We start from the raw sequence: 12,643 nt of genomic DNA, 5'->3' as shown, positions 1-12,643 counted from the left end.
CGCCGGCGGAACCCGGCCGTGGCGATCGTCAAGCGCCCCGACCAGGGCAAGGGCTTTGTCCTGCACCGCCGCTGGGTCGTGGAACGCTCCCTCGCCCGGCTGGCCACGTTCCGCCGCCTCGTAAGCGACTACGAGATCCTCCCAGCCGCCTACGAACCCATGATCTGGACCACCGCCACCTGGCTGCTCAGCAACCGCCTCACCCGCTGGCCCGGTTCACAGACGCTCTCTTTCAGAGGCTGAACTCCGCCGGCGACAGCCCCAGCGCCGAGCACGCTTCGCGCAGGACCTGCTCCTCGGCCGGCGCGACGTATCCGTCCGCACCGGCGACGACGAGGCCCGTCTGCACGACCGCCCTCGCCTCCGTCTGCTTCTTCGCCGCCTTCGCGATCTCCTGCATCGCCTCGGCCTTGCCCTGCTGGAAGTTGACCGCCAGCTGATCGACGTGCTTGTTGAACCGCTGACGCAGCTGGTCGGGCGGGAAGTTCTGCAGGACGTCGTTGTGCAGGATCAACGACTCCACGTGCTGCCTCTCGGCCGGGTCGACGTGTCCGTCGGCCGCCGCGACGAGGGCGCACATCGCCATGCTGGCGTCCCGGTACGCGCCGCTCTTGAGCTCCGCCTTCAACGACGTGAGCTGGGTCTTCAGTGCGCTGACCAGCTGGGCCTTCGAGCCGCCCGAGGACCCCGAACCCGGCCGTCCGCGTCCGCCGGAGCCCCGTGCCCCCTGGGACTGCTGCTGCAGATTCTTGGCCTGGTCCTTGATCCGATCCCACATTGCCACGCGTGCCACCTCGGCTTCTGCCCATGGTTGTTCCGGTCGTCCGCGCATTCGGCGCGTTCCTTGTGCCAACGCCTGTCCACCCCCGTGAAGTTCCGTGCCCGGCCGTATCGTGGCGCCCGGTGCAACGGAACGGTCAGCACACCGAGCGACACGGAGGAGTGGACGGATGCCCAACGAGCGCGCGGGCCAGACGGCACGGCCGGAGGATCTGATCGATGTGGCCCGGCTGGTGACGGCGTACTACGCCCTGCATCCCGACCCCTCCGATCCGGGGCAGCGCGTCGCGTTCGGCACGTCGGGACATCGTGGGTCCTCCCTCGCCACCGCGTTCAACGACGACCACATCGCCGCGACGAGCCAGGCGATCTGCGAGTACCGGGCACGTCAGGGCACCGATGGGCCGCTGTTCCTCGGCGCGGACACTCATGCCCTGTCGGAGCCCGCACGGGTGACAGCGCTCGAGGTGTTCGCCGCCAACGAGGTGGACGTGCTCATCGACTCGGCCGACGGCTACACACCGACCCCGGCGGTGTCGCACGCCATCCTCGGCCACAATCGCGGGCGTTCCTCGGGCAGGGCGGACGGTGTGGTCGTCACCCCCTCCCACAATCCGCCCGCGGACGGCGGGTTCAAGTACAACCCGCCGAACGGCGGGCCCGCCGGCTCCGAGGCGACAGGGTGGATCCAGGAGCGTGCCAACGAGATCATCGCCGCCGGGCTGAAGGACGTACGGCGCGTGCCCTACTCCCGGGCGCTGGCGGCGCCGACCACCGGCCGGTACGACTTCCTCGACACCTATGTCCGCGACCTGCCGTCGGTGCTGGACCTGGACGCGGTGCGCGCCGCGGGCGTACGGATCGGCGCCGACCCGCTGGGCGGGGCGTCGGTGGCGTACTGGGGCCGCATCGCCGAGGAGCACCGGCTCGATCTCACCGTGGTGAATCCGTACACCGACCCCACCTGGCGGTTCATGACGCTGGACTGGGACGGCAGGATCCGCATGGACTGTTCGTCGCCGTACGCGATGGCCTCGCTCATCGCGGGGCGTGACCGTTTCCGGATCGCCACCGGCAACGACGCGGACGCCGACCGGCACGGCATCGTCACGCCGGACGGCGGGCTGATGAATCCCAATCACTATCTCGCCACCGCGATCGGCTATCTCTTCACCCACCGCGAGCGGTGGCCCGAGGAGGCCGGTGTCGGCAAGACGCTGGTGTCGTCGGGAATGATCGACCGAGTGGCCGCCGACGCCGGTCGCCGGCTGGTCGAAGTACCCGTCGGATTCAAGTGGTTCGTGGACGGGCTGTCCGACGGCAGTCTCGGCTTCGGCGGCGAGGAGTCCGCCGGCGCGTCCTTCCTGCGGCGCGACGGGTCGGTCTGGACGACGGACAAGGACGGCATCGTCCTCGCCCTCCTCGCGTCCGAGATGCTGGCGGTGACGGGCCTGACCCCCAGTGAGCAGTACGCGGCGCTCACCGACCGGTTCGGTGCACCGGCCTATGCCCGGGTGGACGCACCCGCGACCCGGGAGGAGAAGGCCGTCCTCGCCCGGCTGTCTCCCGGACAGGTGACGGCCGACACCCTCGCGGGGGAGCCGATCACCTCCGTCCTGACCGAGGCCCCGGGCAACGGGGCCGCGATCGGCGGTATCAAGGTGACCACCGCCAACGCCTGGTTCGCCGCGCGCCCTTCGGGGACGGAGGACGTCTACAAGGTGTACGCGGAGTCGTTCCTCGGGGAGAGCCATCTGGCACGTGTGCAGGAGGAGGCGCGGTCCGTGGTGTCGGCGGCACTCGGCGGCTGACCGGCAATCGGGCCGGCCCCGGTCAGAGACCGGGCAGGACCGCGCACAGCCCGTCCAGGGGCGAGGGGCAGGCGGATTGGGGTGACGCCGGTTCGGACGCCTCGCCGGTCGGCTCCGTCGCGGGCGGCGTCGTCGCGTCGGGATCGGGCGGAGCGGTGCTCCCCGGCGGCCCGCCGCCGGGGTCCGTGGCGCCGGGCGCGGGTTCTGTGGGAGTGGTCTCGGGCTGCGGGGGCTGCGTCCGTTCCGGGCCGACGTCCGCCGGAACGGGTGGGCTCCCGGCGGGAGGATGCGGCGCCGCGGCGCTCGGGTCCGGGCGTGCCGGGTCGCTGCCCGGCGTGGACAGCCGGGGCTGTGCGTCACTGCCCCTCGGACCGGCGGACACCGACGGCAGCGGACGCGCCGCTCCGACGAGGTCGAGCGGCGGCCGCGCGCCCGGTTCGGTGGACGGCCTGCCCGCCGAACCGCCGCGCTCCGCCTCGCCGGGACCGGGCCGTGTCACGACCCGGTCCCCCGCTTCGTCGTCGGACCGGCCCAGACCGGGCAGCCAGGGAGCACGGGAGTCGCCGCCCACCAGGACGGCGAGGGGCATCAGGGCGCAGCACGCGCAGAGCGCGATCAGCAGCCAGCCGAGACGGCGGAACTTTCTGCCCCGCCGGCCGCTCGCGTCGACGAAGACGGGCTCGCCGTGCATGTCCACCCGGCCGCCCGGACCGCCGCTTTCGTGTTCCTGCCGCCTGCTCTTCATCAGCTGCCACCCCCTGTTGCGGGGCCCGGTGCGTGACACAGCGCAGCGGATCACGGGCCCCACCTCAGTACGAGCGTCCCCGAAGGGATCACTCAACTGGACCAGAAATCTAGCCCAAACCGGTGCACTTCGCCTGTCGAGCGGGTGCCGAGCGCCGGTGCCGAGCAGGGGGCGAACGGGGGGGGCGTCAGCGCGCGCCGTGGACCGGCTCCGGCGGTTCGGACCGTGCCAGCAGTTCCCGCGCCGCGCCTCCCGCCTCGGCCGGGGTCCAGCGCGCGCCCTTGTCCGCCGTGGGCCCGGCGCGCCAGCCCTCCATCACGGTGATGCGTCCGCCCTCGGCCTCGAAGACCCGGCCGCTCACCCCGGCCGAGGCGGCCGAGCCGAGCCAGACGACGAGCGGCGACACGTTCTCCGGCGCCATGGCGTCGAACCCGCCGTCCTCGGGTGCGGCCATGACCGTGGCGAACGTCTGCGCGGTCATCCGGGTGCGGGCGGCGGGGGCGACGGCGTTGACCTGGACTCCGTAGCGTGCCGTCTCGGCGGCGGCGACGAGCGTGAGTCCGACGATGCCGGCCTTGGCCGCCGCGTAGTTGCCCTGGCCGACGCTGCCCCGCAACCCCGCTCCCGAACTGGTGTTGATCACCCGGGCGTCGGGCGTGCGGCCCGCCTTCGACTCGGCCCGCCAGTGTGCGACCGCGTGCCGCAAGGGCAGGAAGTGACCCTTGAGATGGACGCGCATGACCGCGTCCCAGTCGTCCTCGTCGAGGTTGACGAGCATGCGGTCCCGCAGGAATCCCGCGTTGTTGACCAGGGTGTCGAGCCGGCCGAACGCCTCGACGGCGGTGGCGACGAGCGAGGCCGCGCCCTCGGTGGTGGCGATGTCGGCGTCGTGCGCGACCGCCTCCCCTCCGAGCGCACGGATCTCGTCGACGACCTGCCGGCCCGGCCCGGCGGCACCGCCCGTGCCGTCGGGGGCGACTCCGAGGTCGTTGACGACGACCTTCGCCCCCTCGGCGGCGAAGGCGAGTGCATGCGCCCGGCCGAGCCCGCGGCCGGCCCCGGTGACGGCAACGACCCGGCCCGCGCACAGTTCGGTCATGGTGTGTTCCCTTTCGTCGGCGTCCGATGGGCATTCGAGGCGTCGAGGAAGGCGGGGCGTTCCCCTCCTCCGTGCAGGTGCAGTGAGGCTCCGCTGATGTACGCGGCGCGGTCGGATGCGAGAAAGACGCACGCGTCGCCGACGTCGGCCGGCTCGGCGAGCCGGCCGAGGGGGACGGTGCGGCCGACGGCGGCGATCCCGTCCTCGTCCCCGTAGTGCAGGGACGAGAGTTCGGTGCGCACCATGCCGAGGACGAGAGTGTTCACCCGTACCCGGGGCGCCCATTCCACGGCCATGGAGCGGGCGAGATTGTCGAGACCCGCCTTTGCGGCGCCGTAGGCCGCGGTGCCCGGGGAGGGGCGGGTGCCGCTCACGCTGCCGATCATCACGATGGAGCCGCCCCGCTCCTGACGGCACATCACGTCGTAGGCGGCGAGGGAGGCGTTCAGGGGTACGAGGAGGTTGAGCTCGACGACGCGGGCGGCGTACCGGCCGTGACCGCCGCCGCTGTCGTCGGCCAGCATGCGGTACGGGGTACCGCCGGCGTTGTTGACGAGGGTGTCCAGTCGGCCGTACTCGCTGTGGACCTGCGCCAGGAGTTCGCCCGCAGCACCCGCCTCACGAAGGTCGACGGGGAGGAAGCGCGCACTGCGCCCCGCGGCACGCAGCGGCTCGTCCGGGGGCCGGCGCGCACAGGCCACGACGTGGGCGCCGGCCGTGAGCAGCGCGCGGGTGATGCCCGCGCCCACGCCCCGCGTGCCGCCGGTGACCACGGCGACCGAGCCGGACAGATCGATGATCGCTGCCAAGAGGCACCTCCCGCTGGGTGGCGGCCGCTGCTACCTTCACACCTAACAAACGTTTGGTGGAAAGGTAGCTGATCTGCCCATGGGTGTCTCCACCTCCGCCCCGTACGAGGGCGTCGCAGTCGTCACCGTGAACTTCCCACCCGTCAACGCCCTTCCCGTGCAGGGCTGGTACGACCTCGCGACGGCCGTGCGCGCGGCCGGGGCCGATGCCGGGAACCGGTGCGTGGTGCTCGCCGCCGAGGGCCGCGGATTCAACGCGGGCGTCGACATCAAGGAGATGCAGCGCACGCCCGGTCATGACGCGCTGATCGGCGCCAACCACGGCTGCTACGAGGCTTTCGCCGCGGTCTACGACTGCGAGGTCCCGGTGGTCGCCGCCGTGCAGGGTTTCTGTCTCGGCGGCGGCGTCGGTCTCGCCGGCAACGCCGACGCGGTCGTCGCCTCCGACGACGCCACGTTCGGGCTGCCCGAGCTGGACCGCGGCGCGCTCGGCGCGGCGACCCATCTCGCCCGGCTGGTGCCCCAGCATCTGATGCGGACGCTGTACTTCACCTCGCGCACGGTCACCGCACGGGAGTTGCACGGGCACGGCTCCGTGTGGCGGGTCGTCCCGCGTGAGCGACTGATGGCCGAGGCGGTCGGACTCGCACGCGAGATCGCCGCCAAGGACGGTGTGCTGCTCCGCCTCGCCAAGTCCGCCCTCAACGGCATCGACCCGGTCGACGTGCACCGCAGCTACCGCTTCGAGCAGGGCTTCACCTTCGAGGCCAACCTCAGCGGGATCGCCGACCGCATCCGCGACACCTTCGGCACTTCGAACTCCTCTGCCACGTCCGCCACATCAGCCACGGACAAGGAGCAGCACGCATGAGCGACGACAAGACGATGACCGCCGAGGAGGTGGTCGGCCGCCTCGCGAGCGGAATGACGATCGGTATCGGCGGCTGGGGGTCGCGGCGCAAACCGATGGCGCTGGTGCGCGCATTGCTGCGCTCGGACGTCACCGATCTGACCGTGGTGTCGTACGGCGGACCCGACGTCGGCCTGCTCGCCGCTGCGGGGAAGATCGGCAGACTGGTCGCGGCGTTCGCCACTCTCGACTCGATTCCCCTGGAGCCGCACGTCGGCGCCGCCCGGCAGCGCGGCGCGTTCGAGATGACGGAACTCGACGAGGCCATGTTCATGTGGGGACTGACCGCGGCCGCACACCGGTTGCCGTTCATGCCGGTGCGCGCCGGCCTGGGCTCGGACGTGATGCGCGTCAATCCGGAACTGCGCACCGTACGGTCCCCCTACGAGGACGGCGAGGAGCTCGTCGCCGTCCCCGCCCTGCGCCTGGACGCGGCACTGGTGCACCTCAACCGGGCCGATGCGCGGGGCAACGGCCAGTATCTGGGCCCCGATCCGTACTTCGACGACCTGTTCTGCGAAGCCGCCGAAGCGGCCTACGTCTCGTGCGAGCGGATCGTGGACACCACGGAACTGCTCACGGCAGGCGGGCCCCAGTCGCTGCTCGTCAAGCGCGCGTTCGTGACCGGTGTAGTCGAGACACCGAACGGCGCCCATTTCACCTCCTGTGTCCCCGACCACGAACGCGACGAGGTGTTCCAGCGGGCCTACGCGCGGGCGGCCCGGGACCCCGTGGCCTGGCAGGAGTTCGCCGAACGCTTCCTGTCCGGGGACGAGGACGCGTACCAGGAAGCGGTGACGGCGTTCCACAAGAAGGAGGCAGCATGAGCACCGTCGCGGAGCAGGTGACCCGGGCCGAGATCTGCGCCGTGGCGTGCGCCGAGGCATGGCGGGGTGCGGGCGAGGTGCTGGCCACGGCGATGGGTACGGTGCCGACGGTCGGCGCCCGGCTGGCGAAGCTCACGTTCGCCCCGCAGCTGCTGCTCACCGACGGTGAAGCGATGCTGATGGGGGACGTGCCGGCGGTGGGAGCCGCGCCCGGAGTGATCGAGGGCTGGTTGCCCTACCGCCAGCATCTCGCACTCGTCGCCGGCGGCCGACGGCACGTGATGATGGGCGCCGCGCAGCTCGACCGGCACGGCAACCAGAACATCTCCTGCATCGGCGACTGGTCCCGGCCGACCCGCCAGCTGCTCGGTGTGCGCGGAGCGCCCGTCAACACCCTCAACAATCCGACGAGTTACTGGATCCCGCGACACTCGGCACGGGTCTTGGTCGAGCGGGTCGACATGGTGTCGGGGGTCGGGTACGACCGTGCCGCGGCGGCCGGGCCCTCCGCGACCCGGTTCCACCGCATCCCCGAGGTCATCAGCGATCTGGGCGTCTTCGACTTCGAGACCCCCGACCGGACGATGCGGCTGCGCTCGCTCCACCCGGGCGTCACGATCGACGACGTCGTCCGGGCGACCGGTTTCGCGCTCGCCGTCCCCGACCACGTACCGGTGACGCGCGAGCCGACTCCCGGCGAACTGCGGCTGATCCGCGAGGTGATCGACCCCGGGCGGCTGCGCGACCACGAGGTGCCCGCATGAGCGGTCACACGATCCGCACGCCGCTGACCGACCTGGTGGGGGTACGCCATCCGGTCGTGCAGACCGGCATGGGTTGGGTGGCGGGCCCCCGGCTGGTGTCCGCGACGGCGGAGGCGGGCGCGCTCGGGATCCTGGCCGGGGCGACCATGACCGCGGAACACCTCAGATCGGCCGTGCGCGAGGTCAAGTCACGTACCGGCGCACCGTTCGGGGTGAATCTGCGCGCCGACGCGGGGGACGCCGCGGAGCGGGTACGGATCATCGTCGACGAAGGGGTGAAGGTCGCCTCGTTCGCGCTGGCCCCGTCGCGCGAGCTGATCGCCCGGCTGAAGGACGCCGGTGTGGTGGTCATCCCGACGGTCGGGGCCCGGCGGCACGCCGAGAAGGTGGCCGCCTGGGGTGCCGACGCCGTCCTGGTGCAGGGCGCGGAGGGCGGCGGCCACACCGGCGCCGTCGGCACCGGCGTACTGCTCCCCCAAGTCGTGGACGCCGTGGACATCCCGGTGATCGCCGCGGGCGGGTTCCACGACGGCCGCGGTCTCGTCGCCGCCCTCGCCTACGGTGCGGCTGGGGTGGCCATGGGGACCCGGTTTCTGCTCACGTCCGAGAGCACGGTGCCCGACGCGGTCAAGGCCAGGTACCTGTCCGCGACGGTCAAGGACATCACCGTCACCACGAAGGTGGACGGCCTGCCGCACCGGATGCTGCGCTCCGAACTGGTCGACGCCCTGGAGCATTCGGGGCGCGCGTCGTCGCTGCTGCGTGCCGTCCGGCACGCGGCGGCGTTCCGCAAGGTGTCGGGCATGGGCTGGCCGCAGCTGGTCCGCGACGGTCTTGCGATGAGGCACGGCAAGGAGCTGAGCTGGAGTCAGGTGATGCTGGCCGCCAACACCCCCATGCTGCTGCGGGCGGCGATGGTCGAGGGCCGCACCGATCTCGGGGTGATGGCGTCCGGTCAGGTCGCGGGGGTGATCGAGGATCTGCCGTCCTGTGCCGAGCTCGTCGAGCGCATCATGGCCGAGGCGCAGGCCACCCTGACCGGCCTGCGCGGGCGGACTGAGGGGGCGGCTGAGGGGGCGGGCTGAGGGGGCTCGCCCGCTCCCCGTGCCGGCGGCCCGTTCAGAGCCGTTCGACGATGGTGACGTTGGCCTGGCCGCCGCCCTCGCACATCGTCTGCAGGCCGTAGCGGCCACCGGTGCGTTCCAGCTCGTGCAGCAGCGTGGTCATGAGCTTGGTGCCGGTGGCGCCGAGCGGATGGCCCAGGGCAATGGCGCCGCCGTTGACGTTGACCTTTTCCGGGTCGGCGCCGGTCTCCTTCAGCCAGGCCAGTACGACGGATGCGAACGCCTCGTTGATCTCGACCAGATCGATGTCGTCGAGCGTCATTCCGGCCTTCTTCAGCGCGTACGCGGTCGCGGGGATGGGTGCGGAGAGCATTCTGATGGGGTCCTCGCCCCGCACGGAGAGGTGGTGGACCCGCGCGCGGGGCGTGAGTCCGTGTTCGCGTACGGCGCGTTCGGAGGCGATCAGCATCGCCGACGCACCGTCGGAGACCTGCGAGGAGACCGCGGCGGTCAGCCGGCCGTCCTCGACCAGCGGCTTCAGGCCCGCCATCTTCTCGAGGGTGGTGTCGCGGCGCGGTCCCTCGTCGCGGGTGACCTCGCGGCAGGCGACGATCTCGCGGTCGAAACGCCCCTCGTCGATCGCGCGCACGGCCCGCCGGTGTGAGCGCAGCGCGAACTCCTCCATGTCCTGACGGGAGATGTTCCACTTGCGGGCGATCAGTTCGGCGCCGTGGAACTGATTGACGGGCCGGTCGCCGTAGCGGGCGCGCCATCCCGCGGAGCCGGCGAACGGGCCCTCGGTGAGCCCGAGGGGGACGGCGGCCTGCCGGCTCGCGAAGGCGATCGGGATCTGCGACATGTTCTGCGTGCCGCCGGCGACCACCAGGTCCTGTGTCCCGGAAAGCACGGCCTGGGCGGCGAAGTGCAGGGCCTGCTGCGAGGATCCGCACTGGCGGTCGACGGTGACCCCGGGTACCTCTTCGGGCAGCCCGGCGGCGAGCCAGGAGGTGCGGGCTATGTCACCGGCCTGCGGGCCGACCGTGTCCAGGCAGCCGAGGACGACGTCCTCCACGGCCGCCGGGTCGACTCCCGACCGCTCCATCAGCGCGGTGAGCACATGAGCGCCGAGGTCGGCGGGGTGTACGGCGGCGAGTCCGCCGCCCCGCCTGCCGACCGGGGTGCGTACTGCTTCGACGATGTATGCCTCGGCCATGGCTGCTGCTCCTTCTGTCGCGTTCGCGGGTCATTCCCGCAGGGCGATGCCCTCCAGGACGATCGACAGGTACTGGCGGGCGATCTCCTCGGGGCTGTGGTGTCCGTCCGGGCGGTACCAGGACGCGGCGACCCAGACGGTGTCGCGCACGAAGCGGTAGGTGAGTCGTACGTCGAGGTCGGCGCGGAAGACCTCGGCGGCCACGCCGCGTTCCAGGGTTCCCAGCCACGCCTTCTCGAACTTCTGCTGCGAGGCGGCGAGGTAGCCGAACCGCGGCTGGTTCTGCAGGTGGCGGGCCTCTTTCTGGTAGATGGCGACCGCGGCCCGGTGACGGCCGATCTCGCGGAAGGACTCGGTGACGAGCGCCTCGAGGGTCTCCCGGGGACCGAGGCCGCCGTCGAGAACAGCGTCGTAGCGGTCCCACAGCTCGTTCAGGAACGTGGAGAGGATCTCGTCCAGCATCGACTCCTTGGAGTCGAAGTGGTAGTAGAGGCTGCCCGCGAGCATCCCCGCCTCGTCCGCGATCCTGCGGACGGTGGTGGCGTTGTAGCCCTGGGCGGCGAACACCTCGGCGGCGACCGCGAGGAGTTCCTCACGCCGCTCGGGCGAGGGTGTCATCGTGGGCTTCTTCCCGGTTCTCTTCTGCACCCGCTCATTCTCGCCTCACGCGTGCTGGCTGCTGACCGACAGCACCTCGCCGGTCAGGTAGGAGGAGTAGCCGCTGGCCAGGAAGACGATCACGTTGGCGACCTCCCACGGCTCGGCGTGGCGGCCGAACGCCTCGCGCGAGGTGAGTTCCGCCAGCAGTTCCGGCGTGGTGACCTTCGCCAGGTGGGGATGCATGGCGAGGCTCGGCGAGACGGCGTTGACGCGTACGCCGAATGCCGCCGCCTCCACTGCGGCGCAGCGGGTGAGCGCCATCACGCCGGCCTTGGCGGCGGCATAGTGCGCCTGGCCGCGCTGGGCGCGCCAGCCGACCACGGAGGCGTTGTTGACGACGACTCCGCCGCGGCCCGTGGCCTTCATCCGGCGCAGCGCGGCGCGGGTGCAGCGGAAGGTCCCGTCGAGGGTGACGCCGAGAACCCTGTCCCATTGCTCGTCGCTCATGTCGACGAGGTCGGCGGTGCCGCCGAGCCCCGCGTTGTTGACGACGACGTCGAGGCGCCCGTGACGTTCCTGTGCCGTGTCGAAGAGGGCGTCGACCTGTGCCTGGTCGGTCACGTCGCAGGGCACGGCCGCCACGCGGTCCGCTCCGAATTCGGCGGCGAGCGCCGCTTCGGTCTCCTTCAGACGGCGGGCATGGGCGTCCGAGACGACAACGGTGGCACCCTCTTCCAGCAGGCGGCGGGCAGTCGCGCCGCCGATGCCCGCGCCGGCGGCGGCGGTGATGACCCCGCTGCGTCCGGCGAGCAGCCCGTGGCCGGGGACGTACTCCGGATCGAGGTTCATGGGCGGGCCTCCCTGGGCAGGCCGAGGACGCGCTCGGCGATGATGTTGCGCTGGATCTCGTTGGAGCCCGCGTAGAGAGTGTCGGCGCGGGAGAAGAGGAACAGCCGCTGCCAGTCGGTGAGTTCGTACGGCTCGCCCGCGGCGAGCATTCCGGCCGCGCCGCAGACGTCCATGGCGAGCTCGCCCAGTTCGCGGTGCCAGGTGGCCCAGAAGATCTTGCCGATGGATGCCTCGGGTCCGGGCGCTCCTGCGGCCACGCCGTCGAGCATGCGCAGCGCGTTGAAGCGGATGGTCTCGAGCCCGGTCCACGCCCGGACGAGCCGGTCGCGGATCAGCGGGTCGTCGACGGCCCCGCTGCGCCTGGCCAGTTCGATCACGGCCTCCAGCTCGCGCCGGAATCCGACCTGCTGGCCGAGGGTGGACACGCCGCGCTCGAATCCGAGAGTTGCCATGGCGACCTTCCATCCGTCGCCGGGTGCGCCGACGACGTCCTGGGAGCGGGCGCCGTCGAAGAACACCTCGTTGAACTCGGAGGTGCCGGTGAGCTGGGTGATGGGCCGTATCTCCACACCGGGCCGGTCCAGCGGGACGAGCAGGTACGACAGTCCGGCGTGCCGCTCGGAGCCGGGTTCGGTGCGGGCGAGCACGAAGCACCAGTCGGCGTGGTGGGCGAGCGAGGTCCAGGTCTTCTGGCCGGTGACGAGCCAGCCGTCGCCGTCCCGTTCCGCCCGGGTCCGGATGCTCGCGAGGTCCGATCCGGCGTCCGGCTCGCTGTAGCCCTGGCACCACAGTTCGCGGACGGCGACGATCTCCGGGAGGAAGCGCGCGCGCTGGCGGGCCGTTCCGAAGGCGATGAGCGTGGGGCCGAGGAGCTGTTCGCCGATGTGGTTGACGCGGGCCGGCGCGTCGGCGAGTGCGTACTCCTCGTGGAACGCGACCTGTTGGTCGAGGTCCGCGCCCCGGCCGCCGTGCTCCTCGGGCCAGCCGACGCAGGTCCAGCCGGCGTCGGCCATGTGCCGTTCCCAGGCGAGCCGTTCGGCGAAGGCCTCGTGTTCCCTGCCCGGTCCTCCGCGGCCGCGCAGGGCGGCGAACTCACCGGTGAGCGCGGCCCGCAGCCAGGCACGGAACTCGGCGCGGAACTCCTCGACGGTGCTCATCGGCGGCTCCCGGTC

At 71.9% G+C, this 12,643-nt stretch carries 14 protein-coding genes; 6 read left to right on the top strand and 8 right to left on the bottom strand.

The features are described from left to right. The first annotated feature begins 18 nt into the window (after window positions 1–18). Window positions 19–243: a hypothetical protein gene (locus AC067Z_RS17395; RefSeq protein ID WP_478790379.1), complete on the top strand. Its 225-nt coding sequence runs from the start codon at window positions 19–21 to the stop codon at window positions 241–243. On the opposite strand, the gene AC067Z_RS17390 is transcribed toward AC067Z_RS17395, so the two are convergent. Further along, window positions 233–784: a tellurite resistance TerB family protein gene (locus AC067Z_RS17390; RefSeq protein ID WP_478790378.1), complete on the bottom strand. Its 552-nt coding sequence runs from the start codon at window positions 782–784 to the stop codon at window positions 233–235. The genes AC067Z_RS17395 and AC067Z_RS17390 overlap by 11 nt on opposite strands. A 166-nt stretch (window positions 785–950) precedes the next feature. On the opposite strand from AC067Z_RS17390, the gene pgm reads away from it, so the two are divergent. Further along, window positions 951–2,591 carry a phosphoglucomutase (alpha-D-glucose-1,6-bisphosphate-dependent) gene (gene pgm, locus AC067Z_RS17385; RefSeq protein ID WP_478790377.1) on the top strand — a complete coding sequence of 547 codons (1,641 nt, stop codon included), beginning with the start codon at window positions 951–953 and terminating at the stop codon, window positions 2,589–2,591. A gap of 22 nt (window positions 2,592–2,613) precedes the next feature. Here the strand turns inward: pgm and AC067Z_RS17380 are convergent, their stop codons facing one another. From AC067Z_RS17380 to AC067Z_RS17370, 3 genes are all read right to left on the bottom strand, one after another. Further along, the gene (locus AC067Z_RS17380; RefSeq protein ID WP_478790376.1) at window positions 2,614–3,336 is read right to left on the bottom strand and encodes a hypothetical protein; all 723 of its coding nucleotides are present in this window, start codon (window positions 3,334–3,336) and stop codon (window positions 2,614–2,616) included. A gap of 187 nt (window positions 3,337–3,523) precedes the next feature. Then, the gene (locus AC067Z_RS17375) at window positions 3,524–4,435 is read right to left on the bottom strand and encodes an SDR family oxidoreductase (RefSeq protein ID WP_478790375.1); all 912 of its coding nucleotides are present in this window, start codon (window positions 4,433–4,435) and stop codon (window positions 3,524–3,526) included. Then, a complete protein-coding gene (locus AC067Z_RS17370) occupies window positions 4,432–5,244 on the bottom strand; it encodes an SDR family oxidoreductase (RefSeq protein ID WP_478790374.1) in 813 nt (270 codons plus the stop codon). Before AC067Z_RS17370 ends, AC067Z_RS17375 begins: the two co-directional genes overlap by 4 nt. A gap of 79 nt (window positions 5,245–5,323) precedes the next feature. On the opposite strand from AC067Z_RS17370, the gene AC067Z_RS17365 reads away from it, so the two are divergent. The 4 genes from AC067Z_RS17365 to AC067Z_RS17350 are packed head-to-tail and all read left to right on the top strand — an operon-like array spanning window position 5,324 to window position 8,830. Next, window positions 5,324–6,115 carry an enoyl-CoA hydratase family protein gene (locus AC067Z_RS17365; protein WP_478790373.1) on the top strand — a complete coding sequence of 264 codons (792 nt, stop codon included), beginning with the start codon at window positions 5,324–5,326 and terminating at the stop codon, window positions 6,113–6,115. Continuing rightward, window positions 6,112–6,981, top strand: a complete 870-nt coding sequence (locus AC067Z_RS17360; protein WP_478790372.1) for a CoA transferase subunit A — start codon at window positions 6,112–6,114, stop codon at window positions 6,979–6,981. The genes AC067Z_RS17365 and AC067Z_RS17360 overlap by 4 nt, the downstream gene beginning before the upstream one ends. Beyond that, window positions 6,978–7,745, top strand: a complete 768-nt coding sequence (locus AC067Z_RS17355) for a CoA-transferase subunit beta (protein ID WP_478790371.1) — start codon at window positions 6,978–6,980, stop codon at window positions 7,743–7,745. The genes AC067Z_RS17360 and AC067Z_RS17355 overlap by 4 nt, the downstream gene beginning before the upstream one ends. Further along, on the top strand, window positions 7,742–8,830 hold the full coding sequence (locus AC067Z_RS17350) for an NAD(P)H-dependent flavin oxidoreductase (RefSeq protein WP_478790370.1): 1,089 nt from the start codon (window positions 7,742–7,744) through the stop codon (window positions 8,828–8,830). Before AC067Z_RS17355 ends, AC067Z_RS17350 begins: the two co-directional genes overlap by 4 nt. A gap of 34 nt (window positions 8,831–8,864) precedes the next feature. Here AC067Z_RS17350 and AC067Z_RS17345 read toward each other — a convergent pair whose 3' ends face one another. The 4 genes from AC067Z_RS17345 to AC067Z_RS17330 are packed head-to-tail and all read right to left on the bottom strand — an operon-like array spanning window position 8,865 to window position 12,628. Then, window positions 8,865–10,022, bottom strand: coding sequence for an acetyl-CoA C-acetyltransferase (locus tag AC067Z_RS17345; protein ID WP_478790369.1), 1,158 nt, complete (start codon window positions 10,020–10,022; stop codon window positions 8,865–8,867). 30 nt (window positions 10,023–10,052) lie between these two features. After that, on the bottom strand, window positions 10,053–10,640 hold the full coding sequence (locus AC067Z_RS17340; protein WP_478790430.1) for a TetR/AcrR family transcriptional regulator: 588 nt from the start codon (window positions 10,638–10,640) through the stop codon (window positions 10,053–10,055). Window positions 10,641–10,685: 45 nt separating this feature from the next. Further along, window positions 10,686–11,471 carry an SDR family oxidoreductase gene (locus AC067Z_RS17335; protein WP_478790368.1) on the bottom strand — a complete coding sequence of 262 codons (786 nt, stop codon included), beginning with the start codon at window positions 11,469–11,471 and terminating at the stop codon, window positions 10,686–10,688. After that, the gene (locus tag AC067Z_RS17330; protein WP_478790367.1) at window positions 11,468–12,628 is read right to left on the bottom strand and encodes an acyl-CoA dehydrogenase family protein; all 1,161 of its coding nucleotides are present in this window, start codon (window positions 12,626–12,628) and stop codon (window positions 11,468–11,470) included. Before AC067Z_RS17330 ends, AC067Z_RS17335 begins: the two co-directional genes overlap by 4 nt. Window positions 12,629–12,643: the final 15 nt, after the last annotated feature.

It is taken from the genome of Streptomyces sp. NPDC043812, assembly GCF_056436245.1.
Note: the sequence above shows the minus strand (reverse complement) of the source record. Positions and strands in the feature narration are given on the sequence as shown.